The 21,659-nt window shown below is 72.6% G+C and carries 19 protein-coding genes; 12 read left to right on the top strand and 7 right to left on the bottom strand.

Features of this window, described 5'->3' with window-relative positions; translation table 11 throughout:
- Positions 1-196 precede the first annotated feature (196 nt).
- From mdlC to BM339_RS07730, 4 genes are read right to left on the bottom strand one after another with little or no spacing between them, the layout of a single operon-like run.
- Positions 197-1,801 (bottom strand): benzoylformate decarboxylase, encoded by a 1,605-nt coding sequence (mdlC, locus tag BM339_RS07715; RefSeq protein ID WP_075020357.1) that lies wholly within the window; start codon positions 1,799-1,801, stop codon positions 197-199.
- Positions 1,798-2,649: an ABC transporter permease gene (locus tag BM339_RS07720; protein WP_075020358.1), complete on the bottom strand. Its 852-nt coding sequence runs from the start codon at positions 2,647-2,649 to the stop codon at positions 1,798-1,800. The genes mdlC and BM339_RS07720 overlap by 4 nt, the downstream gene beginning before the upstream one ends.
- Positions 2,646-3,455, bottom strand: coding sequence for an ABC transporter permease (locus BM339_RS07725; protein WP_021597311.1), 810 nt, complete (start codon positions 3,453-3,455; stop codon positions 2,646-2,648). The genes BM339_RS07720 and BM339_RS07725 overlap by 4 nt, the downstream gene beginning before the upstream one ends.
- 21 nt (positions 3,456-3,476) lie before the next feature.
- Positions 3,477-4,457, bottom strand: a complete 981-nt coding sequence (locus BM339_RS07730; RefSeq protein ID WP_021597312.1) for an ABC transporter substrate-binding protein — start codon at positions 4,455-4,457, stop codon at positions 3,477-3,479.
- A gap of 840 nt (positions 4,458-5,297) precedes the next feature.
- Here BM339_RS07730 and BM339_RS07735 point away from each other — a divergent pair.
- The 5 genes from BM339_RS07735 to BM339_RS07755 all read left to right on the top strand — a co-directional run bounded on the left by BM339_RS07735 (position 5,298) and on the right by BM339_RS07755 (position 10,933).
- Positions 5,298-8,444: a sensor histidine kinase gene (locus BM339_RS07735; protein ID WP_218163589.1), complete on the top strand. Its 3,147-nt coding sequence runs from the start codon at positions 5,298-5,300 to the stop codon at positions 8,442-8,444.
- A complete protein-coding gene (locus tag BM339_RS07740) occupies positions 8,441-8,893 on the top strand; it encodes a roadblock/LC7 domain-containing protein (RefSeq protein WP_021597692.1) in 453 nt (150 codons plus the stop codon). Before BM339_RS07735 ends, BM339_RS07740 begins: the two co-directional genes overlap by 4 nt.
- 30 nt (positions 8,894-8,923) lie before the next feature.
- Positions 8,924-9,394 (top strand): DUF742 domain-containing protein, encoded by a 471-nt coding sequence (locus BM339_RS07745; RefSeq protein WP_033333087.1) that lies wholly within the window; start codon positions 8,924-8,926, stop codon positions 9,392-9,394.
- A gap of 34 nt (positions 9,395-9,428) precedes the next feature.
- Positions 9,429-10,049, top strand: coding sequence for a GTP-binding protein (locus tag BM339_RS07750; protein WP_024936053.1), 621 nt, complete (start codon positions 9,429-9,431; stop codon positions 10,047-10,049).
- Between the two features lie 110 nt (positions 10,050-10,159).
- Positions 10,160-10,933, top strand: a complete 774-nt coding sequence (locus BM339_RS07755; RefSeq protein ID WP_420866772.1) for an SGNH/GDSL hydrolase family protein — start codon at positions 10,160-10,162, stop codon at positions 10,931-10,933.
- Here the strand turns inward: BM339_RS07755 and BM339_RS48500 are convergent.
- Positions 10,930-11,280, bottom strand: coding sequence for an STAS domain-containing protein (locus tag BM339_RS48500; RefSeq protein ID WP_033333085.1), 351 nt, complete (start codon positions 11,278-11,280; stop codon positions 10,930-10,932). The genes BM339_RS07755 and BM339_RS48500 overlap by 4 nt on opposite strands.
- A gap of 196 nt (positions 11,281-11,476) precedes the next feature.
- Here BM339_RS48500 and BM339_RS07765 point away from each other — a divergent pair, with 196 nt between their 5' ends.
- Positions 11,477-15,106 carry an AAA family ATPase gene (locus tag BM339_RS07765; protein ID WP_075020360.1) on the top strand — a complete coding sequence of 1,210 codons (3,630 nt, stop codon included), beginning with the start codon at positions 11,477-11,479 and terminating at the stop codon, positions 15,104-15,106.
- Between the two features lie 7 nt (positions 15,107-15,113).
- Here the strand turns inward: BM339_RS07765 and BM339_RS07770 are convergent, their stop codons facing one another.
- A complete protein-coding gene (locus BM339_RS07770; protein WP_083597408.1) occupies positions 15,114-17,105 on the bottom strand; it encodes an ABC transporter ATP-binding protein in 1,992 nt (663 codons plus the stop codon).
- Between the two features lie 157 nt (positions 17,106-17,262).
- On the opposite strand from BM339_RS07770, the gene BM339_RS07775 reads away from it, so the two are divergent.
- From BM339_RS07775 to BM339_RS07790, 6 genes are all read left to right on the top strand, one after another.
- On the top strand, positions 17,263-18,435 hold the full coding sequence (locus BM339_RS07775) for an LCP family protein (RefSeq protein WP_075020362.1): 1,173 nt from the start codon (positions 17,263-17,265) through the stop codon (positions 18,433-18,435).
- Between the two features lie 121 nt (positions 18,436-18,556).
- Positions 18,557-18,850, top strand: a complete 294-nt coding sequence (locus BM339_RS07780) for a hypothetical protein (RefSeq protein ID WP_075020363.1) — start codon at positions 18,557-18,559, stop codon at positions 18,848-18,850.
- An 85-nt stretch (positions 18,851-18,935) separates the two neighbouring features.
- Positions 18,936-19,094 (top strand): hypothetical protein, encoded by a 159-nt coding sequence (locus BM339_RS49675; RefSeq protein ID WP_177287643.1) that lies wholly within the window; start codon positions 18,936-18,938, stop codon positions 19,092-19,094.
- Between the two features lie 183 nt (positions 19,095-19,277).
- The gene (locus BM339_RS49680) at positions 19,278-19,436 is read left to right on the top strand and encodes a hypothetical protein (RefSeq protein WP_021597681.1); all 159 of its coding nucleotides are present in this window, start codon (positions 19,278-19,280) and stop codon (positions 19,434-19,436) included.
- Positions 19,437-19,542: 106 nt separating this feature from the next.
- Complete coding sequence (locus tag BM339_RS07785) at positions 19,543-20,031, top strand: glutathione peroxidase (protein WP_021597680.1); 489 nt, start codon at positions 19,543-19,545, stop codon at positions 20,029-20,031.
- A gap of 131 nt (positions 20,032-20,162) precedes the next feature.
- Positions 20,163-21,077 (top strand): oxidoreductase, encoded by a 915-nt coding sequence (locus BM339_RS07790; RefSeq protein ID WP_024936052.1) that lies wholly within the window; start codon positions 20,163-20,165, stop codon positions 21,075-21,077.
- Here BM339_RS07790 and BM339_RS07795 read toward each other — a convergent pair.
- Positions 21,056-21,649: a TetR/AcrR family transcriptional regulator gene (locus BM339_RS07795; protein WP_024936051.1), complete on the bottom strand. Its 594-nt coding sequence runs from the start codon at positions 21,647-21,649 to the stop codon at positions 21,056-21,058. The genes BM339_RS07790 and BM339_RS07795 overlap by 22 nt on opposite strands.
- Positions 21,650-21,659 lie beyond the last annotated feature (10 nt).

The raw sequence follows: 21,659 nt of genomic DNA on the forward strand, positions 1-21,659 counted from the left end.
GGGAAATCGCTGGGGGTCAACCCTGAACGCGCGGGGAGCGTAGCGCACGAAGGCCACGCTCCGGGAGAGGCGGGAGCTCAGTGCTCACTTACGTGAAGAGGTGTGAACAAATTGTGATATTTCCTCACCGTTTCGAGGGCGGCCGCTTTCGCCGCCAGAAACGGCCCTCGCCTCTCCCCGCGTCCGGTCGGTGCGGTCAGTCCGCCTCCGGCTGGTAGGCGGCGGCGTCGTCCGGAGTGACGCGGACGTCGATGATGAACGGCCCGTCGTGGCCGAGGCCCTCGGCCATCGCGGCGTCCAGCTCCGCGGCCGTCGTGACGGTGCGGCCGGGGCAGCCGAGCCCTCCGGCGACCGCCACGAAGTCGATGCCCGGAAGGTCGGTGCCCGGAACGGTCTCCAGGTCGATCCGGCGGCCGAGGGCCTTGACCGCCCCGTAGCCCTGGTTGTTCAGGACGATCACGGTCATCGGGACCCGGTGCTGCGCGGCGGTCCACAGCCCCTGCACCGAGTACATGATCGAGCCGTCGCCGATGACGCAGACGACGCGCTCGCCCGATCCGGTGAGCGCCCGCCCGACCGCGACCGGCAGCCCCCAGCCGAGCGCCCCGCTCCCGGTGGTCAGGAACCCCCCGGACCGCGTGATCGGCAGCCGCGCGTGGAGCATCTCCCGGTAGCTCGGGACCTCCTCCACGATGACGGCGTCCTCCGGCAGCCGCTCCTTCAGCGTCTCGACGACGAAGGCCGGGTCGATCGGGTCGGCGGCCTGCGGCCTGGCGAGCGCGGCCCGCGGCTCGGGGAGCGGGCGGTCGGCCTTCTCCACGAGGTCGAGCAGCCCGGACACGCCGGCGTCGATCGTGGTGAGGACGCTGGTGCCGACCGGCGCCCACGCGGCCTGCGCGGGGTCGCAGTCCAGGTGGAACAGCCGCGAGCCGTCCGGGATGAAGCGGCCCTCGGAGTGCACGTGGTAGGTGAAGATCGGCGTGCCCAGGGCGAGGATGACGTCGTGGCCCTCCAGCCGCCGCCAGAGCTGCTCCCGGACGGGCGGCAGGAACCCGCGGAACAGCGCGTGGTCCTCGGGGAAGCCGGAGCGCCCCGACAGCGGGCTGATCCACACCGGCGCGCCGATCCGCTCGGCCAGGCTGACCACGCCGGGCAGCGCCCCCTCGTCGTCCACGCCCGCGCCCACGATGACGACCGGGTTCGCGGCCTCGTTGAGCGCGTCGGCCACCTCCCGGAGCACGGCCGGGGACGCGGCGAACGAGGTCCGCAGCTCGCGGTGCGGGACGGGCTCGGCCGGCCGGTCCCAGTCGTCCTCGGGAACGGACAGGAAGACCGGCCCGCGCGGCGGCGTCATCGCCACCCGGTACGCCTCGGCGAGCGCGGCGGGCACGTCCTCGGCGCGCTCTGGCTGCCGGCTCCACTTGACGTACGGGCGGGGGAACTGCGCCGGCTCGTCGGCGCCGAGGAACGGGTGGTGCGGCAGCATGGCGCGGGACTGCTGGCCCGCGATCACGACGACCGGCACCCGGTCGCGGTAGGCGTTGAAGACCGCGCCGAGGGAGTGCCCGACGCCGCCGGCGGAGTGCAGGCTGACCAGGGTCGCGTTGCCGGTGCCGAGCGAGTGGCCCGCGGCCGCCGCGACCGCGACCGTCTCCTGCAGTGCCAGGACGTACTCGAAGTCCGCGGGGAAGTCGCGGAACATCCGCAGCTCGGTCGAGCCCGGGTTGCCGAAGAGGGTGGTCATCCCCACGCTCCGGCAGAAGTCGAAGAAGGCTTCCCGGACGGTGAGCTCGGAGGTCATGCATCCGCCTTTCGTGCACCGCGGTGGCGGGCGAGGACCCGGCGCTCCACGGCGAGGAGAATCGAGTTGAACAGGTAGCCGAGGATCCCGAGCAGCACGATGACCGCCCAGATGGTCGGCAGGTCGGACTGGCTCTGCGCGTTGGTCAGCTCGAAGCCGAGGCCGTCGGAGGTGCCGGGGAGCAGCTCGGAGAAGACCATCAGGATGAGCGACAGGGACAGCGCCAGCCGCACCCCCGCGAAGATCTTCGGCAGCGCGGACGGGAAGATGACGAACCGCATCCGGTCGAACGCGGAGAACCGGAACGACTCGGCCGTCTCCATCTGCATCCGGTCGACGCTGCGCGCCCCGTCCGCGGTGTTCAGCAGGACGGGCCAGATGGCGCTGAAGATGATCGAGGCCACCTGCATCTGGGTGCCGAGCTCGAACAGGACGATGAACACCGGCACCAGGGTGGGCGGCGGGATCACCCGGGCGAACTGGAGCAGCGGCTGCAGGTAGGCCAGCGCCTTCTGCGAGCGGCCGAGCGCCATGCCGACGACCACGCCGACCACGACCGACAGCGCCAGCGCCAGGAACATCCGGCTGAGGCTGGGCACGATGGAGTAGCCCGCCTTCGCGCTGAAGTACAGGTGGTCGGCCGGGCCGGACAGCCACATGTCCCGCATCCGCTGGACGATCTCCGAGGGCGGGGGGAAGAACGGGCTCTGCGAGATCCGCGTCGCCGCCTCCCAGCCGGCGATGAGGAGCGCCAGCGGGAGCAGCTGGTGCAGCGCGCCCCCGGCCAGCCGGCCGGCCAGGCCGGCGCGCCGCCGGGCGGAGCCCGCGGTCAAGGTCGCCGCCGTCACGAGACACCACTTCCTTGGGCCCGGTGCCAGCGGAACAGGCGGTTCTCGCCCTGTCCGAGCACCGTGTCGATGATCAGGCCGAGGCACCCGGCCCACACCGTACCGGCGAGGACGTCGATGTTGCCGTCGGGCACGTTGCCGGCCTGCGCGATGAACATGCCGAGCCCGTCGCCGAAGCCGGACAGGATCTCGGTGCCGACGGCCAGGATCAGCGCGATCGAGGCGGCCAGCCGCACGCCGGTCGCGATGAACGGGGCGGCGCTCGGCAGCGAGACGCGCAGCAGCACCTGCAGCCGGCCGAAGCCGAAGCTGCGCAGCGTCTCCTTCGCCGTCGGGTCGACGTCGTCCAGCCCGTAGATGGTGTTGAACAGGATGGGCCAGCTGGAGGCGTAGACGATGAGCGGCACCTCCATCTTGAGCCCGGAGCCGAGCAGCAGGGCGGCCAGCGGGATCAGCGCGACCGAGGGGATCGGGCGCAGGAACTCCACGATCGCCCGGACCGCGGTGTTGACCGCGGGGACGCTGCCGAACAGCAGCCCGAGCGGGACCGCGATCGCGACGGCGATCAGCAGCCCGAGGGCCCAGGCGGTGATGGTGACGCGGACGTTGAACAGGAAGTCCGGATCTCCGGCGAGTTCGAAGGCGCGCGCGGTGATGGTGGACGCGGGGGGCAGATAGGAACGGTCCACGATCCCGGACCTGCCGAGAAGCTCGCTCGCCAGGAAAAGGACCGCCACCCCGGCGGCCCCCCGCACCCAGATGCCTGGGCGCGAGAGGCCGCGGGGCGGCGTCGACTCGTGTGCCATGAGGTGATCAGTGTCCCGCCGTCACGACGTCGGCTGGAAGAGGATGGCGTTCAGGTCCGGCTTCTCCTTGAGCAGGCCGGAGGTCGACATCAGCTCCGAGACCCGCTGCATGCGGGTCTTGCTCAGCGAGGTGGGGAAGCCCGGCAGCGTGATGACCGAGGCGACCTGCGGGTCGATCTTGGCGTAGCTCGGCAGGACCTCCTCGACCTTCTTGCGGTCCTGGGTGGCCATCTTCTGCGCCTTGATGATGGCGCGCTGGAACGCGGCGGCCGTCTTCGGGTTCTTCTTGGACCACTCCTGCGTGGTGACGAAACCGCTGATCGGCAGGTCGGTCACCGGCTCGCTGCCGCCGTCGACGGCGACGCGGGCGCCGAGCTTCTTCTCGGTGTCGGAGAGGAACGGCTCGACCGTGTGGATGGAGTCGACCTGCCCCTTCTGCAACGCGGTGGCCATCTGCGGGAAGGGCACCTGGACGTACTTGACCTTCTTGGGGTCGACGTTGTTCGCCTTGAGGATCGCGTCCAGCGTGAGCGACTGGATGTTGTTCAGGATGTTGACCGCGACCTTCTTGCCCTCCAGGTCCTTGGCCGTCTTGATCTTGGAATCCGGCATGACCAGGACGTTCATCATGTTGGAGGTGAGCGTCGCCGCCTCGGCCAGGATGCTGAGCTTCAGCGTCCCCTTCTCGTTCGCCTGCAGGAACGAGACGTAGTTGGCGCCGGCGATGACGTTCACGTCGCCCTTGGTGAGGGCGGGCAGCGCCTGGATGCTCTGCTGGACCGGCACGATCTTGACGTCCAGGCCCTCGGCCTCGAAGAGCTTGGCCTTCTGGGCCACGTAGAGGGCCGCGCCGTCCACCAGGGGAAGCGACGCCACCTTGATCGTGTCGGTTTCGAGACCCTTGCCGCCGCCGGAGGAATCGGAGTCTCCACAGCCCGCGATGACTGAGGCGACCAGGGCGAACGCGCTGACCAGCGCGGATAGACGTAGGGATTGCCGCATTCGGCACTCCTTAACTCGATGGGGAAGCTGCTTCGGCAGGGCTTGGGGGGCCCAAGGCATCCGAGCCAGGGGGTACGACTGTAGCCACGACACCCGCCGCGCCTGAAGATCAGTTGCGTCGGGAGCGTATCGCGGGCTGCCTGGCTTGGACGGTTTCCAACCGAATTGTGTGACTCTCTTGTGTCCTATGCGTCCCGTGCGGCGGATGGCACGCATGGTGACGACGGGGCGTTCTCCCCGGTGGCGGGCCCGCCGCGGGCGCCGCCGGCCCTGCGGGATAAGCGATATCGCGCCGTACAAGACCTTCCGTCCAATGGGATTTCGCCGTTGTTGCAATGGTGTTAAGCCCATTGGTGACGGTCGATCGCCGGACCAATTCGCAGCGTGAGGGTCCGCGGGCCGCCGGGCGCCGCCGCGGGGCGGCGTGTTCGTCGGGCGGCGAGGGCAAGCTGGATCTGTTACCCGACGTGTTCGGATGATGACGTTATGCATCGGCACGGAGTGTGACCGTCCGTACTCGTTGAATCGGACATATGGGCATAAAGTCGTGATCCCGGCATTGGCTGATATCGACTCGCCTATGGTCCTTTGCGGCCTATCCGTGGATGTGCTGCAATGTCGTGCGCCGGAGGTGGAGACGATGTTGTATTGACCCTTCGCGGCAGCGAGGTCACGGAGAGTGCGGCATCGTGAGGGAGAGGGTGTAAACGGCGGATGCAACCAAGCGACGAAGGTCGCGACCATCCTCGGCCTGGTGACGTCGAGGTGGGGTCGGACCATTCGACACGGTCGGGCGGCAGACTGAGCCTGCGGAACTGGCGTGTGCCTCAGCGGCTCATCGTGTTGATCCTGGTTCCGACGGTCGCCGCGGTCGTGCTCTCAGGACTGCGCATCTCCGGCTCCGTCAGCGAGGCGGAGTCGTACGGGCGCGTCGAGCGGATGGCGGAGCTCGGGCAGGGGATCACCGGGTTCGTCCAGGAGTTCACCGCCGAACGGGACCGGGCCGTGGAGTACATCGCGGCCGGCCGGCCCGAGGCCCTGCGCCCCGAGCTCGAGGCGCAGCAGCGGCAGACCGACTCCGTGGTCAGGCAGGTGCAGGCGGCGGCCTCCCGCATCAACGGTTCCTACGGGACCGAGGCCGTCCGCGACGCCGCGACGGTCACGAGCCGCATCAGCGGGCTCAGGGCGCTGCGCTCCCTGGTGGTCGGCACCAAGGTCCCGGCCTTCATCGTCCTCGAGAAGTACACCGAGCCGGCCCAGGAGCTCGTCGCCGTCCTCGACGGAATCTCGCAGAACGTGGCCGACGACACTCTGGCGGAGTCCAGCCGTGCGCTCGGCGCGCTCGCCCGCGCCAAGGAGGCGGTCTCCAGGCAGCGGGCCGTGCTCCTCATCGGCGCGCGGGTGCGGCAGCTGACCCCGCAGGAGCTGAACGAGCTGAGCGCCGCCCGCGCCCAGGAGGACGGCGAGCTCGCGGCCTTCCGCGGCTCGGCGTCCCTGGACCAGGCGCAGCGGTTCGAGGACACCGTCGTCGGCACCAAGGTCGACCAGGGCAAGGACCTGCGGCAGCGGGTGCTCCAGGCGGCGAGCACGAGCGGCGGCCTGCTGCCCCGCTCGCTCGGCACCGCCCGGTCGGCCAACGGGATCCGCGCGGCGATGACCGACATGATCGACAAGATGCGCGCGGTCGAGAAGCAGCTGGCCGACGCGATCAAGGAGCAGAGCGACGACAACGTCTCCGCGGCGCGCACCGACGCGATGATCGACGGCGCCATCGTGACGGCGCTGCTGCTGATCGTCCTGCTGATCACGATCGTGATGGCCCGCTCGCTGGTGCGGCCGCTGCGCCGGCTGCAGTCCGGCGCGCTGGACGTGGCGAGCACCCGGCTGCCGGGCCTGGTGGACCGGCTGCGCGATCCCGAGGCCGCCGCGGGCGGCATCGAGGTCAAGCCGATCGAGATCGACTCCACCGACGAGATCGGCCAGGTCGCGCGCGCCTTCGACGAGGTCCACCGCGAGGCGGTCCGGCTCGCGGCCGACGAGGCGGTCCTGCGCGGCAACATCAACGCGATGTTCGTCAACCTCTCCCGCCGCAGCCAGTCGCTGATCGAGCGCCAGCTCCGCCTGATCGAGGAGCTGGAGCAGAGCGAGCGCGACGAGGAGCAGCTCGGAAACCTCTTCCGGCTGGACCACCTCGCCACCCGCATGCGTCGCAACTGCGAGAACCTCCTCGTCCTCGGCGGCCAGGAGCAGGTGCGCAGGTGGAACCAGGCGGTCCCCCTGATCGACGTCGTCCGCGCCTCGCTGTCCGAGGTTGAGCAGTACGAGCGGGTGGCCCTGCGGGTTCAAGGCGAGATGACCGTCGCCGGCCCCGTCGTCAACGACCTCGTCCACCTGCTCGCCGAGCTGGTGGAGAACGCGACGGTGTTCTCCTCCGAGCACACCAAGGTGACGGTCTCGGGGCAGATGCTCAGCGGCGGCGGCGCCATGCTGCAGATCACCGACAACGGCGTGGGCATGTCGGCCGAGGATCTGGAGCAGGCCAACTGGCGGCTCGCGAACCCGCCCGTCATCGACTTCTCCGCGGCCCGCCGCATGGGCCTGTTCGTGGTCGGCCGCCTGGCGGTCCGGCACGGCATCCGCGTCGAGCTGCGGGCCGCCCAGGGCGGCGGGCTCACCGCGTTCGTGGTGCTGCCCGACGCGGTCATCACGCCGGGCGAGTCCGGCGGCATCGGCACCCGTCCCGGTCTCGCCCCGCGCGAGGCGGGGTCGCACGGCCAGCTCGCCGCGCTGACCACCGCCGCCGAGCCCCCCGCGGGCGGGTTCCGGCAGGACGACTACGGCCCTGCCGCCCCCCTGCCGGGCGGCAGCGGCGGCCACCCGATGGTCGGCGGCACCGGCCCGCTCCGGCCGGTCCGCGGCGGCACCGGGCCGCAGCCCGGCCTCGGCGAGACCGGGCCGATCCCGGCCGGCGCCCCGGGCGGGCACGACCCCTACGGCACCGGTTCCCACCCGGTGGCGCCGCCGCCCATCGAGCGGCGCCCGCCCCGGGACCGGCGGCAGCCGGTGGACGACCCGTACGAGACGGGGGAGCGGCAGCAGCCGCGCCGGCCGGGCGAGCTGCCCGTGCGCGAGCCGGGCACGCACCTGCAGGGCCGCCCGTCCGACGGCGGCTCCTCCAACGGCCTCTTCCAGCCGCGCAACGAGCGCCGGCAGGACACCGAGGGCGGCAACGGCACCTACCGGCCCGGCGGGCGGACCGGGCCGCAGCCGGTCGTCCCCGAGGCGCAGCCGATGGTGCCCGACCCCGGCGCCCGGCAGATCCCCTGGGAGACGGGGCCGCTGGAGCAGGTCGGTGACCCGTCGCCGCCCGCCATGTCCGCTCCCCACCCGCCGGAGGGCCTCATTCAGGAACCACCACCCGTCCCCGAACCGGCCGTGCGGGCCGCGGCGCCGGCCGCGCAGGCGGAGCCGGCGGCGCCGCCGAGGCTGCCCGAGCGCTCGCCCATCTTCGACGCGATGCAGTCGGAGTGGTTCCAGCGCAGATCAGGAGGCTCCTCCGGGGAGGACCCGGTGAAGGGCTGGGAGTCCCCGGCGGACGCGGGCTTCCGCGCCGCGGAGGCCGCCCGCGAGCCGGTGGCGACGTCGCGCACCAGCGTCGGGCTGCCGAAGCGGGTGCCCGGCAAGAACCGCATCCCCGGTGCGGTCGGCCGGGCGGCGCAGGACGCGCCGCAGGCCCCGGCGGGACCGCCGCCGGGACCGCCGCCGGGCGGGGGCGCCCCGGGGCAGGCCGCGCCGCCGCGGCCGCCGCAGGACCAGCAGGTGCAGGGCCAGCAGGGTCAGGGTTTCGGCCAGTCGGCCGACGTCGTACGCAACCGCTTCGCGAGCCTGCAGCGCGGTGTCCACCGTGGACGCAACGAGGCACGCGGCGCAGGCACGTCAGGTGAGGCGCCGTCACAGGGTGACGGCGAGACAGGAGGCACCCGGTGAGCGGGCAGGATCTCAACTGGTTGGTGACGAACTTCGCGGACCGTGTCGCGAAGGTCGCACACGCCGTCGTGGTCTCCTCGGACGGACTGCCGATGGCGTACTCGTCGGGCTTCCCGCCCGAGCGGGCGGACCAGCTCTCGGCGATCGCCTCGGGACTGATGAGCCTCACCCAGGGGGCGGCGAAGATCTTCGACGCCGGCGGGGTGAACCAGACCGTCGTGGAGATGGACCGCGGGCTGCTGTTCGTCATGTCGATCACGAACGGATCGGTGTTCGCGGTGCTGGCGGCGCCCGACTGCGACCTCGGGCTGGTCGCCTACGAGATGACGCTGCTGGTGGAGCGGGTGGGTCGGGTGCTGACCCCCGCGCTGCGCGCCCAGGAGCAGCAGCAGCCCCCGTACTCGGGGCCTCCCGTGACCGAGATGGGCGCCGGGCCCGCCCGTTATTGACCGTGACTGACTCTGACGGAGGTCGGCGACATGGATCGAGGCAGTCCCTTCGGAGGCGGTCCCGGAGGACCCGGCGTCCCGGGGGGGCCCGGGCGCTGGCCGGGTGACCAGGGCCGGGTCCCCCCGCCGGGACGCCCCGCACGCGAGGAGAGCGACACCAGCTCGCTGGTGCGCCCCTACGCGGTGACCGGCGGGCGGACCAAGCCGCGCTACGACCTGGCCATCGAGGCCCTGGTCACCGCGGCGCCGTATCCGCCGCGGGACGTCGCCGTGCTGACGCCGGAGTATCGGGCGATCATGGACCTGTGCCGGTCCGCCCGCTCGGTGGCCGAGGTCTCCGCGCTGCTGCGCCTGCCGCTCGGGGTGGCGCGCGTGCTGGTCGCCGACATGGCCGTCGAGGGCCTGCTGCGGCTCCACCAGTCGCAGCCCGCAACCACCGCCGGCGGACAGCCGGACCTCCGCTTGCTAGAAAGGGTGCTCAGTGGCCTTCGGAAGCTCTGACCAGGTCCCGGGGCCGCACGGCGGGGAGGCCGAGCTGACCTCGGTCAAGATCGTCGTCGGCGGTGGCTTCGGTGTCGGCAAGACCACGTTCGTCGGCTCGGTCTCGGAGATCATGCCGCTCACCACCGAGGCGGTGATGACCGCGGCCAGCGCCGACGTGGACGACCTGTCGGCCGTGCCGGACAAGACGACCACCACGGTCGCGATGGACTTCGGGCGCGTGTCGCTCGACAGCGAGCTGATCCTTTACCTGTTCGGCACGCCCGGGCAGCACCGCTTCTGGTTCATGTGGGACGACCTGGTCCGCGGCGCGATCGGCGCCGTCGTGCTGGTCGACACCCGCCGGCTGGAGGACTGCTTCGCCGCGGTGGACTACTTCGAGGAGCTCGGCCTGCCGTTCGTGGTGGGCGTCAACGGGTTCCACGGCGAGTTCCAGTACGCCGTCGAGGACATCCGCGACGCGCTGTCGATCAGCTCGCACGTGCCGATCGTGCAGTGCGACGCGCGCAGCCGCGAGTCGACCAAGCAGGTGCTGATCATGCTCGTCAAGCACGCGATGACGGTGCACTCGGGCGGGCAGCACGCCGCCGCGCCCGCGCAGCCGCCCGGTGCCCCCGGCGGCCAGCTCGGCACCACGTCGCCGAGCTGGACGTAGCCGGGGCGGAGGCCGCCCCGCCCGCGGCCCGCCGGGCTACGGTCGCGTAGCTTGTGTGCACGATGCATGATTGATTCGCTTTTCGACCATGAATCGTGCAAGGGGTAGCGATGCGGGAAATGGAGCAGATCCGGACGTACGTGGCCATTGGCGACAGCTTCACCGAGGGCCTCAACGATCCCTACCCCGGTGAGGACGACGTCTTCCGCGGCTGGGCGGACCGGCTCGCCGAGCACATCGCCGAGGTGAACCCGGGCCTGCGCTACGCCAACCTCGCCGTCCGGGGCAAGCTCGTCCGGCAGATCGTGGACGACCAGGTGCCGCCGGCCCTGGAACTCGACCCCGACCTGGTCACGCTCTGCGCGGGCGGCAACGACATGATCCGTCCGGGCGCCGACCCCGACGCCGCCGCGGTGGTGTTCGACGACGCGGTCCGCCGGCTGCGCGGCACCGGCGCCCGCGTCGTGGTCTTCACCGGGTTCGATCCGCGCGGGCTGCGCAGCGGCGCCCGCATCCGGGGCCGGGCCGCGACCTACAACATGCACCTGCGCGCGATCGCCGACCGGCGCGACTGCACCGTGGTGGACCTGTGGTCGCTGCGGATCTTCGACGACCCGCGCGCCTGGTTCGAGGACCGCCTGCACCTGTCGCCCGAGGGGCACCGGCGCATGGCGCTGTTCGTGGCCGAGGCCCTCGGCGTCCCCGCCGAGGGCGACTGGCGCGAGCCCTGGCCGCCGACGGACCGCACCGACTGGATCACCCTGCGGCGCGAGGACGTCCACTGGGCGAGGACGTACCTGCTCCCGTGGATCGGCCGCCGGGCCACCGGCCGCTCGTCGGGCGACGGCCGGGGCCCCAAGCGGCCCACCGCGCTGCCGCTCTAGGCGGGGTCCGGCTGGGCCAGGGCGTCCTCCAGGGTCTCGGTGACGGGGATGCGGCGGTGCAGGCCGGTGATCTCCAGGGCGCGGCGGACGATGGGCCGCGGCGCCGCGAGGACGAGGCTGCCGCCCGCCGCGGTCACCGCCTTGTAGCAGGCCACGATCACCGAGAGCCCGCCGGAGTCCATGAACTCCAGGGCGGCCAGGTCCAGGACGAGGTGCTCGCCGTGCTCGCGGCGGGCCTCGTTCAGGTACCCGCGCAGGTCGTCCGCGCAGGCGATATCGAGTTCTCCGCACACCCGGACGACGGCGCGCCCGCCGTCCGGCCGCGTGGTGACTTCCAAAGGCGACACGGGGGGGGGGTTCCCCTCTTGTGGGTGAAGGCACCGGCGGACGGCCGTCCGCCGGACACTTTCCGTCCGACAACTATCGCTGACGGCGGGCCGCCTGCCAACCCGAGGCGCAACAAGGGTGTGCCTGATCGTGCCGGGTCGTAGGGTGCTTGTCGGATGTGATTGCCTCGATCCGCTGTGTAGGAGACGACCCCAGGTGAGTTCCCCCCGGCTGCCGGACCATCTCGAAGTGCTGCTCACCGAGGAGCCCGTGCTCGACGTGTACGCGTACGGCCCCTGGCGCGTGCCCGACGGTCTGTACGAGGAGATGCGCGAACGGGCGGTGGCCTACAACACCGACCAGCGCGCCGTCGTGCTGACGAGGCAGCTCAGCGACTTCTACGGGAGCGACACAAGCGCCGCCGGGGCGGAGCAGTGGTCGCTGCTGACCTTCCTGCTGGGCGCCTCCGCGGTCCGGGGCGGCTCGCGGGGCGATGTGGACTACGAACTGCTGTCGGACTTCCTGGCGACGCCCGAGTCCGCGGTCCGGGACCCGGCGGCGTGGTTCACCCAGGGCGGGCGGTGGCGCCCGCCGGGCCTGTGGCTCCCCGAGCCCGCCGGAGACGACCGCGAGCGGCGCGCCGTGATGTTCGAGCTGGCACGGGACGGCCTGGACGTCTTCGAGGGGCTGGAGCCGATCGAGCGCCGCCGCCGCGCGCTGATGGACCTGTTCGACCGGCGCGCCGCCGACCCGGAGCTGCGCGAGATCGACATGACCGTCCCCAACCGCCGGCTGGAGGACGCCTGGGTCTCCGGCCTGACCGACGAGGAGCTGGCCGTCCTGCCCGAGCTCTCCGGCCCGGTGGGCTACCTGGGGTGGGCGGTCGGCGGCCTGGACACCGCGCACGAGCGCCTGGCCGGGACGGTCGCCGACGGCGACGAGCCGGACACGGCGCTCGCCCGGCTGCTGCTCGCCGCCGAGGCGCCGGTCGTCCCGGCCGAGCTCGCGGTGGTGCTCGGGACGGCGCGCTACGAGAACGTGGAGGAGCGGTTCCGCGCGGCGCGCGAGGGCTACTCGGCCGAGGCGTGGCAGTACGAGGTGCGCGCCTGGCTCGCCCGGGGCCTGGTCGCGGGGGAGGCGGACGCCGCCCGCGCCTGGCTGGACATGGCGGTGCGCGTCACCGGCGCGGTGCAGGGCCTGCCGGACGCGCCGGTCAGCCCGCGCTGCCGCGTTCCGGTGCGCCCGTTCCAGGCCGACCTGCGGCGCCTGTTCACGGTCCGCCGGGTCTTCAACACGCTGGCGTTCGGGTCCGGCGGGGCCGCCGGCGGTGACGCGAAGGAGAGCCCGGCGCGGCCCGAGGCGGACGGGAGGCCGCTCGTCGGGCAGCCGGAGCTGTCCCGCCTGCTGCTGGACGCGGTGTCCGCCCGGCTCGACGGTGTCCGGGCCGTCCGGCTGCTGGTCGCCGGCCCGGAGGGCACCGGGAAGGGCACCGCCGCCGAGATCGCCGAGAGCCTGCTGGCCAAGGGCGGCGCCGTCCGCGAGTCGCTGTGGATCTCCGACCAGGTCTTCGCGTCGCTGGGCGTGAGCGACGCCGTGCTCTGGCTGCAGGCCCGCGTCCGCGACTGCCTGGAGGGGCGGATGCTCCTGGTCGTGGACGACCTGGAGAAGCTCGCCGCCCACGAGCGCTGCGGCGCCGCCGCCGCCGAGGAGCTGCGGCGGCTCATGGCGCGGTCGCCGTCCCTGAACGTCATCGCGCTGTGCCGTCCCGGCGGCGACCGGCGGCTGTTCGAGGCCAACCCGGCGCTCGTCCGGGCGTTCGACGTCGCCCGCACCCGCGACTTCGCCGAGGACGACCTCGCCGAGCTGTTCACGCTGGCCGTCGACCGGCGCGGCGGGAAGGCCGCGCCCGAGGTCGCGGCGACCGCCGCGGGCATCCTGCGCCGCACTCCGCCGCTGCTGAACCTGCGCGGGGCGAGGCTCGTGGAGCAGATGGCGGGCCAGGCCCTCGCCGCGGCCGAACGCCGGGCGGCGGCCCCGGGGGACGAGGGCCCCGAATCCGGCGAGGTCCTCGAATCCGGCGAGGCCCCCGGCGAGGAGACCGAGGCGCAGCGACCCCGCGGCCCGGTGGAGGTCACCGCCGCCGACCTCCCGCAGCGGCTCATCGCGGGCCGGCCCGCCGAGGCCGACCCGCTCGCCGAGCTGGCCGCCTGCGTCGGCATCGAGCCCGTCAAGCGCGAGGTCGAGGCGCTGGTCGCCGAGGCCAAGGCGGTGCGGCTGCGCCGCGAGGCGGGCATGCCGGCCACCTGGCGGCCCCGCCACCTGGTGTTCGCCGGCAACCCCGGGACGGGCAAGAGCACCGTCGCCGGCATCATCGGGCGGATCTACGCCGACCTCGGCGTGCTGGCGACCGGGCACCTGGTCGAGGTGGAGCGCGCGGACCTGCTCGGCGACTACGCCGGCGAGAGCGTCCAGCGGGTCCGCCGGACGGTGGAGCAGGCGCACGGCGGGGTCCTCGTCGTCCGGGACGCGCACACGCTGGTCTCGGCGGCGCCCGACCTGGTGCGCGGGCGCGAGGCGCTCGACGTGCTGCTCAGCACCGTCCAGGCGCACCCCGAGGACCTCGTGGTGGTGCTGACCGGCCCGGAGGCGGAGCTCAACGGGCTGCTGAAGTCGCATCCCGACCTGGCCGCGTACTTCCCGCGCACCGTACGGTTCCCCGACCTCACGCCCGACGAGATGGCGGAGGTGTTCGCGGGCAAGGCCGAGGACGCCGGGTTCGCGCTCGCCCCGGGCGTGCTGGACAAGGTCCGCTCGCTCGCCCAGTCGGCGCCGCGCGAGCACGGCGCCGGCAACGCCCGCGCGATGGTCGCCCTGCTCGACCGCGCGGTGGCGCTGCAGGGCCGCCGCGTCCTCGCCGACGGGATCGTCGACGAGACCGAGTCGCTGGACGAGATCCTGCTGGCGGACGTCCCGGACACGCTCACCCGCGGCGCCGGCGACGTGCCGGGCGACCCGCTCGCCGAGATCGAGCGGCTGGTCGGCCTCGCGGAGATCAAGCAGGAGGTGGCGCGGCTGGCCGCCGAGGCCCGCGCCGACCGGCTGCGCCGCGACGCCGACATCGTGCCCGCCGCCCCGGCGCGGCACATGGTGTTCATGGGCAACCCCGGCACGGCCAAGACGACGATCGCCCGGCTGATCGCCGCCGTGTACGCGCGGCTGGGGCTGCTGTCGTCCGGGCATCTGGTCGAGGTCACCCGCGCCGACCTCGTGGCCGAGTTCGTCGGCCAGACCGCGCCCCGGGTCAGGGCGGTGGTGGAGCGGGCGCTCGGCGGCGTGCTGTTCCTGGACGAGGCGTACGCGCTGACGACAGCGGGCGGGGATCGCCGCGACTTCGGCCACGAGGCGATCTCCGAACTCCTGCGGCTGATGGAGGAGCACCGCGGCGACCTGGTCGTCATCGTCGCCGGCTACGACGCCGAGATGGAGGACTTCCTCAAGGCGAACCCGGGCCTGCGGGGCCGCTTCCCGAAGGTGCTGCGCTTCCCGGACTACTCCGACGACGAGCTCGTCACCATCTTCGAGGTGATGGCCGCGGACGCCGGGTTCACCCTGGCCGAGGGCGTCGTGGAGGCGCTCCGCGGGCTGGTCGCCTCGCACCGGCGGGACGCCTCGTTCGGCAACGCCCGGCTCGTCCGCAACCTGCTGGAGGCGGCGATCTCCCGGCAGGCGCTGCGCATCACCTCCGGAGGGGAGGTCGACGTCGCCGAGGTGCGGCTGCTGCGCTCCGCCGACCTGCCGGACGCCCCGCCCCGCGAGCCCTCGATCGGCTTCGGCGCCTACATCTAGCCGGCGTCTAGCCGGAGGTGCCCGCCCCGTACGCCGCCGCCTGGAGCGAGTACAGGTCGGCGTAGAGGCCGCCGCGCGCCATCAGCGAGGCGTGGTCGCCCTCCTCGGTCACCTCGCCGTGCTCCAGCACGTAGATCCGGTCGGCATGGCGGACGCTGGCGAGCCGGTGCGTGATCAGCAGGACGGTCCGGCCGTCGGCGTGCGTGCGGATCCGCTCGAACAGCTGGTGCTCGGCGCGCGCGTCGAGCGCGGCGGTGGGCTCGTCGCAGATGAGCAGCGGCGCGTCCCGGTAGAAGCCGCGGGCGACGGCGAGCCGCTGCCACTGCCCGCCCGACAGCTCGGCGCCGCCCTTGAAGCGGCGGTCCAGCAGCGTGCCGTACCGGTGGGCGAGCTCCCCGACGACCTCGTCGGCCCCGGCGGCGCGGGCGGCGGCGAGCATTTCGGGGTCCTCGGCGTCGCCGTCGACGTGCTCGCGCCCGCGGCCCATGGTGATGTTCTGCCGCGCGGTCATCGGCCAGTGCGTGTACTCCTGCGCGATGACGGCGATGTTCTCCCACACCTCCTGCGGCGGCACCGCCGACAGCGGCACCGCGTCCCACCGGACCTCGCCGCGGTCCGGGTCGTAGAGGCCCGCCATGATCTTGGCGAGGGTCGTCTTGCCGGACCCGTTCTCGCCGACGAGCGCGACCACCTCGCCCTTGCGCAGGTCCAGGGAGACGCCTCTGAGGGACGGCGCGTCCGAGCCGGGGTAGGTGAAGGTCACGTCCCGGACGCGGATGCACGCGAAGTCGTCCGGGAGCCGCTCGCGCTTCTCCAGGGGCGCGGGCGGCAGGGCACGGCGCGGGACCCGCTTCTCGGCCGCGGCGCAGAACTCGATGTAGTCGTTGAAGTAGAGGCCCTCCTCGTAGCACCGGTTGACGGCGTAGACGAGGTTGACGAGGGAGGTCTGCCCCGACCGGATCGCCAGCACCGCCGTGCCCGCGACCGCCAGAGGCACGGTGCCCTTCCACAGCATGAACCCGAGCGCGATGTAGACGAGCGCGGTCGCGACGCCCTTCATCGCGTCACCGGTGATCTTCACGAGGGTCTGCCGGCGGGCCACGTCCAGCTCGACCCTCCGCTGGTAGGAGGCGGACCGGTCGTACTGGTCCAGCAGGAACCGCCGCATGGTGAACGACCGCACCTCGGCGGCGTGCCGCCGGTCGACCATCAGGTCGGAGAGGATCCACTTGCGCCGGGTCACCCCGACCAGTGACAGCACCATGCGGTACCGCATCCGCGCGGCGCGGACGGACGCCCACCCCTCGGGCACGGCGGTGAGGAGGAGCAGCGGCAGCAGGATCGGGTGCAGCACGCCGAGGGTCCCGGCGGCGGCGATCATGCCGATGGCGCCGGTGAGGACGTCCACGGCGTGCTGGACGACCATGGGCGCCGCCATCATGCCGCGTCCCTGGGCGCGCTTCAGGTCGTCCAGGAAGTCGGAGTCGTCGAGCGCGGTCAGGTCCACCGCGGTCGTCGTCTCGTAGAGCCGCAGCTCGACCAGCCGCTCGACCTGCGGGTCCAGCCGCGCCTGCGCCCAGCCCGCGGCCGCCTGCAGCCCGGCCCGCAGGGTGACCGCCGCCGCGACGAGCGCCAGCGCCGGCAGCGCCTCGCGGACCCGGGCGGGCGTCGGCGCGGAGCTGAACAGCGCGGTCAGCACGCCGGTCGTCGCCAGCAGCCAGAACGCGGTGAAGAACCCGGCGGCGAGGTTGAGGGAGATGGTCGCGACCGTGTCGGCCCGGCTCGCCCGCCAGGCCAGCCCCGCCGCCTGTGCGATCGTGGCCGGCAGCCGCCGCGCCATGGTGACCATGCCCGTCTCGGTCAGCTCCTCGTTCCTGGCGTGCCAGGAGAGAATCACCTCGGGCAACCCGGGGTCGGGCGGTGCCTGCTCCCTGCCGCCGCGGCGGCGGTCCGTCCTGCGTTGTGCGAGTCGCCTGGCGAAACGCCGTCCTGCTCCCATGCGCCGCCCTCCGCGCGTCCTGTCCGGCCAGGGGCAGTGTGCGCCTTGAGAGGGAGAGTGTCCGCTTCATGTGTCACATAGCGCGGTGATTTGTGGCTGTGGACAATCATGCGCCGGTCGGACGCGGCGGACCCCGTGACTTGTCTAAGGTCTACGCATGACCGACGGCTGGCCGGAGGGCTGGACACGCAAGGAGGGCGACCGCGTGGGGCGCAGCAGGGACCACTCCGTACGGGCGGAGCACCACCAGGCCGCCTACGGGCGGGACACGCACGGGGATCCCTACGACCCCTACGACGATCCGTACGCCGGCGACCAGCTCGCCGGGGGCGGGATGGACCGGGGCGGCCCCGGCGACCGGGTCCCCTACCGGAGGCGCCGCCGGCGGCGCTGGCCGCGGGTGCTCGCCGTCGTCGTGGTCGTGCTCCTGATCGTCCCGATCGCGGGCTACTTCTACCTCGACTCGCGGCTGAAGCGGGAGTCGGTCCTGGTGGACTACCCCGGCCGGGTCGCCGACACCCCGGGGACGAACTGGCTGATCGTCGGGTCCGACAGCCGCGAGGGCCTGTCGAAGTCCGACCAGAAGCGGCTCGCCACCGGGTTCGCCGGGGGCCGCCGGACCGACTCGATGATGCTGCTGCACTACGGCTCGGGCGGGACGTCCCTGATCAGCCTGCCGCGCGACTCCTACCTCCCGATCCCCGGGAAGGGGTCGAACAAGCTGAACGCGGCGTTCGCCTTCGGCGGGCCCAAGCTGCTCGTCCAGACCGTGGAGAAGGCCACCGGCCTGCGCATCGACCACTACGCCGAGATCGGGTTCGGCGGCTTCGTGGGCGTGGTGGACGCGGTCGGCGGCGTCGACATCTGCGTCAAGGACGACATCAAGGACCCCAAGGCGGGCCTCGACCTGAAGGCGGGCTGCCAGACGCTCACCGGCGGCGAGGCGCTCGGCTACGTCCGGACCCGCAAGTTCGCCCGCGCCGACCTCGAACGCGTCGAGCACCAGCGGCAGTTCTTCGGCGCGCTGATGAAGAAGGCGACGAGCCCGGGGACGATGTTCAACCCGTTCCGCAGCGTTCCGCTGGCGATGAACGCGACCAGCAACTTCCTCGTGGACGACGACGACCACCTGTACGACCTCGTCCGCATGATGTGGGCGATGAAGGGCGTGAGCGGCGGCAGCGGCGTGACGACCACCGTCCCGATCGGCGGCAGCGGGAGCTCGGCGTCCGCGGGCGCGTACATCACGTGGGACAGGTCGAAGTCGGCCAAGCTCTTCGGCGCGCTGAAGAGCGACCAGCCGATCCCGCAGGACGTCGTCACGAAGTGACCAACGGCTGCGTCACGAAGTGACCAACGGCTTCGACATGAAGTGACCGGTGAATCCGTCGCGAAGTGACCGGTCACGTCGTCAGGATGTGACCGGCCGGGGGCTCGATTACAGTCGGACCATGTCCGATGTGACGCCCGAGGGCGCGGAGCTGGACGAGCTGTCGTCCAAGGAACTGCACGACCGCGCGATGAGCCTCGCCAGGGAGCGGCGTGACGTCGGCTTCCTGTGGGACCTGCTGCGCGCGATCCCGGCCGCCGCCGCTGCCAGGGGGGAGGTCGACCGCGCGCAGTTCGATCTCCTCCACGGTCTGTCGCTGCTGGAGGAGTTCACGCACGCGGGGGAGGGCGACCTCGCCGACGCTCTGCGGCCCTTCTACATCGAGTACCTCTCCGAGAACGCCAAGGGGACCTGACCCGCTCTTTGCCTCCCCTTGCTCTCCCTTCCACCGCCCAGGGGAACTACACTGCGTAGGCAACTGACTTCAGAGGGTGGTGGAAGTGAACAAGAAGCATATGAAGATCGCAGGCATCGCCTTCGTGGCGTGGTACGTCATCAGCAGGCCCCAGGGGGCGGCGACCCTCGTCAACAACGCGCTGAGCGGGCTCGGCAACGCCGCCGAGTCGTTGTCGCAGTTCATGAGCGCGATCCCGAACTGACGGTCGGCTCCCTGGCCCCGTACCCCCGCCGGTACGGGGCTTCCTGGCGTCCGCGGCGTGATCGGGGCCACCAAGCGGTTGCCGCCGCGTCACAGTAAAATCGCGCTTTGCGGACAGACGCGGCTGGGCACAATTGGATCGGGTCATTTGTGTCGCGCGCTACAACCGAGGGACGGGCGCAGGATGAACAAGAAGAACCTCCGCTATGTGGCGATCGCCTTCGTCATCTTCTACTTGCTGAGCTCTCCGACGGCCGCGGCGGGCGTGGTCAACAACGCCATCAGCGAGCTGGGCAACGCCGGCAACCAGCTCGCCGCCTTCGTGGACGCCCTGGGCACGTGAACCGCCGCCGGCGGCGGGGCCTCCCGTCCGGCGCCGGCCGAGCAGGAGCGAGGGCAGGGACGAGGACCCGGCCGGTCATCGGGAGTGATCTCCTAGGATCGGCCTCATGTCTGTCTTCGACGTAGAGATCGACGGTCTGCGGGGCGGATCCGCGGACCTCGGGCAGTATCAGGGCAAGGCCGTGCTCATCGTCAACGTCGCCTCCAAGTGCGGCCTCACCCCCCAGTACTCCGGCCTGGAGCGGCTGCAGGAGAGGTACGGCGGGCGCGGCTTCACCGTCCTCGGCGTCCCGTGCAACCAGTTCATGGGCCAGGAGCCCGGCACCGCGGACGAGATCGCCGAGTTCTGCTCGGCGACGTACGGCGTCACGTTCCCGATGACCGAGAAGATCGAGGTCAACGGGGACGGCCGGCACCCGCTGTACCGGGGGCTCGTCGGCACCCCGGACGCCGAGGGCCACACCGGCGACATCCGGTGGAACTTCGAGAAGTTCCTGGTCGCGCGGGACGGCACGGTCGCGGCCCGGTTCGCGCCGCAGACCGAGCCGGAGGCGGCCGAGGTCGTCGCCGCCATCGAGAAGCACCTCCCCGCCTGAGCGGAGCGGCGCGCCCGCTCCGCCGAGGTGGGCGCGCCCCCGCTGTGAATCGCGCCACATCGCGGATCCGTTGCCGCTATTCGAGCACCCGTCTAACTTGTGAGACTCGCGATATGACGTGGAGGTGCCCCATGGGCGGATGGACGGCCGGCGACATCCCCGATCTGCGCGGCCGGCGGGCGATCGTCACCGGCGCCAACAGCGGCATCGGCTACCACACGGCCCTCCAGCTGGCGAAGCACGGCGCCTCCGTGGTGCTGGCGTGCCGGAGCGCCGAGCGCGGCCAGGCCGCCTTCGACCGGGTGAAGGTCGCCGTCCCGGGCGCCGACGTCGCCCTCGGCTCCCTGGACCTCGCCGACCTGTCGTCGGTCCGGACGTTCGCGGCCCGGCACGGCGACGCGCCCCTGGACATCCTGGTCAACAACGCGGGCGTGATGGCCATCCCGCGCCGCTCCACCGCCGACGGGTTCGAGATGCAGTTCGGCACCAACCACCTCGGCCACTTCGCGCTCACCGGCCTGCTGCTGTCCGCGCTGCGCGCCGCGCCGTCCGCCCGCGTCGTCACGGTGACCTCGGCGTTCGCCTGGTCGGGGCGGCTCCGCTTCGACGACCTGCAGGGCGAGCGCGGCTACCGCAAATGGTCCGCCTACAGCCAGGCCAAGCTCGCCAACCTCGTCTTCGCCAAGGAGCTGGACCGCCGGGTCCCGGAGGTGACCAGCGTCGCGGCCCACCCCGGCTACGCCGCGACCAACCTGCAGCAGACCGGGCCGAGGATGCAGGGCAACTCCCTGATGGAGAAGGTCACCGGCGTGGGCAACGCGCTGATGGCGCAGTCCGCGGCCGCCGGCGCCCTCCCGTCGCTGTACGCCGCGACGGCGCCGGACGCCAAGGGCGGCGGCTGCTACGGCCCGCGCCTGCTCCAGTACCGCGGCTCCCCGACCGAGGTGGTCACGCCCCCGCAGGCGGACCGGCCGGGCCTGGGCGACCGCCTCTGGGAGGTCTCCGAGACCCTCACCGGCGTCACCTACGCGCAGGAGCCCGCCTGACCCAGGCCCCCGGTCGCCTGGGCGAGCGCCGCGGCGACGACGGTCCCGGCGGCGGCCGGGTCGCGCTGCGCGACGCGGGCGGCGGCGTCGACGAGCCCCTGGATCAGCTCGGCGCGCAGGGCCGGCTCGGGCACGCCGCCGGCGTCCAGGGCGGCGGCGAGCGGGCGCAGTAGCTGCGCGTGCCCGACCCGGATGCGTTCGAGCGCCGGCTCGGCGAGGGCGTGCTCGACGAGCGCGACGGCGGCGGCGTGCCGCCCGTCGGTCATGACCTCCAGCTGTGCCCTGATGTAGGCCTCGACCTTGCCGTCCAGGGTCTGCGCCCCGGCCAGCGCCCGCTCGACGTGCTCCGCCCAGCGCGGCAGCTCCTGCTCCAGGACGGCCGCGACCAGGTCGTCCTTCGACCGGAAGTACTCGTACAGGCTCGGCCGTGACAGCCCCACCCGGCGGGCCAGCGCCGCGAGCGAGAGCGCCTCGATGCCCTCCTCGGCCACCAGCGCCCGCGCGGCGTCCAGCAGGGTGCGCAGCTGCCGCGCCCGATGCTCGGCGACGGTCGCCTCACTGATCTTCGGCACCCGCCCATTC

This window comes from Actinomadura madurae, from assembly GCF_900115095.1.
In the GTDB taxonomy this organism is placed as follows: Bacteria; Actinomycetota; Actinomycetes; order Streptosporangiales; family Streptosporangiaceae; genus Spirillospora; species Spirillospora madurae.

Bases quoted from the DNA above. Each gene is read 5' to 3' on its own strand.
- mdlC (WP_075020357.1), bottom strand. From the start codon at position 1,801: ATGACCTCCGAGCTCACCGTCCGGGAAGCCTTCTTCGACTTCTGCCGG.
- BM339_RS07725 (WP_021597311.1), bottom strand. From the start codon at position 3,455: ATGGCACACGAGTCGACGCCGCCCCGCGGCCTCTCGCGCCCAGGCATC.
- BM339_RS07730 (WP_021597312.1), bottom strand. From the start codon at position 4,457: ATGCGGCAATCCCTACGTCTATCCGCGCTGGTCAGCGCGTTCGCCCTG.
- BM339_RS07745 (WP_033333087.1), top strand. From the start codon at position 8,924: ATGGATCGAGGCAGTCCCTTCGGAGGCGGTCCCGGAGGACCCGGCGTC.
- BM339_RS07755 (WP_420866772.1), top strand. From the start codon at position 10,160: ATGCGGGAAATGGAGCAGATCCGGACGTACGTGGCCATTGGCGACAGC.
- BM339_RS07770 (WP_083597408.1), bottom strand. From the start codon at position 17,105: ATGGGAGCAGGACGGCGTTTCGCCAGGCGACTCGCACAACGCAGGACG.
- BM339_RS07775 (WP_075020362.1), top strand. From the start codon at position 17,263: ATGACCGACGGCTGGCCGGAGGGCTGGACACGCAAGGAGGGCGACCGC.
- BM339_RS07780 (WP_075020363.1), top strand. From the start codon at position 18,557: ATGTCCGATGTGACGCCCGAGGGCGCGGAGCTGGACGAGCTGTCGTCC.
- BM339_RS49680 (WP_021597681.1), top strand. From the start codon at position 19,278: ATGAACAAGAAGAACCTCCGCTATGTGGCGATCGCCTTCGTCATCTTC.
- BM339_RS07785 (WP_021597680.1), top strand. From the start codon at position 19,543: ATGTCTGTCTTCGACGTAGAGATCGACGGTCTGCGGGGCGGATCCGCG.
- BM339_RS07790 (WP_024936052.1), top strand. From the start codon at position 20,163: ATGGGCGGATGGACGGCCGGCGACATCCCCGATCTGCGCGGCCGGCGG.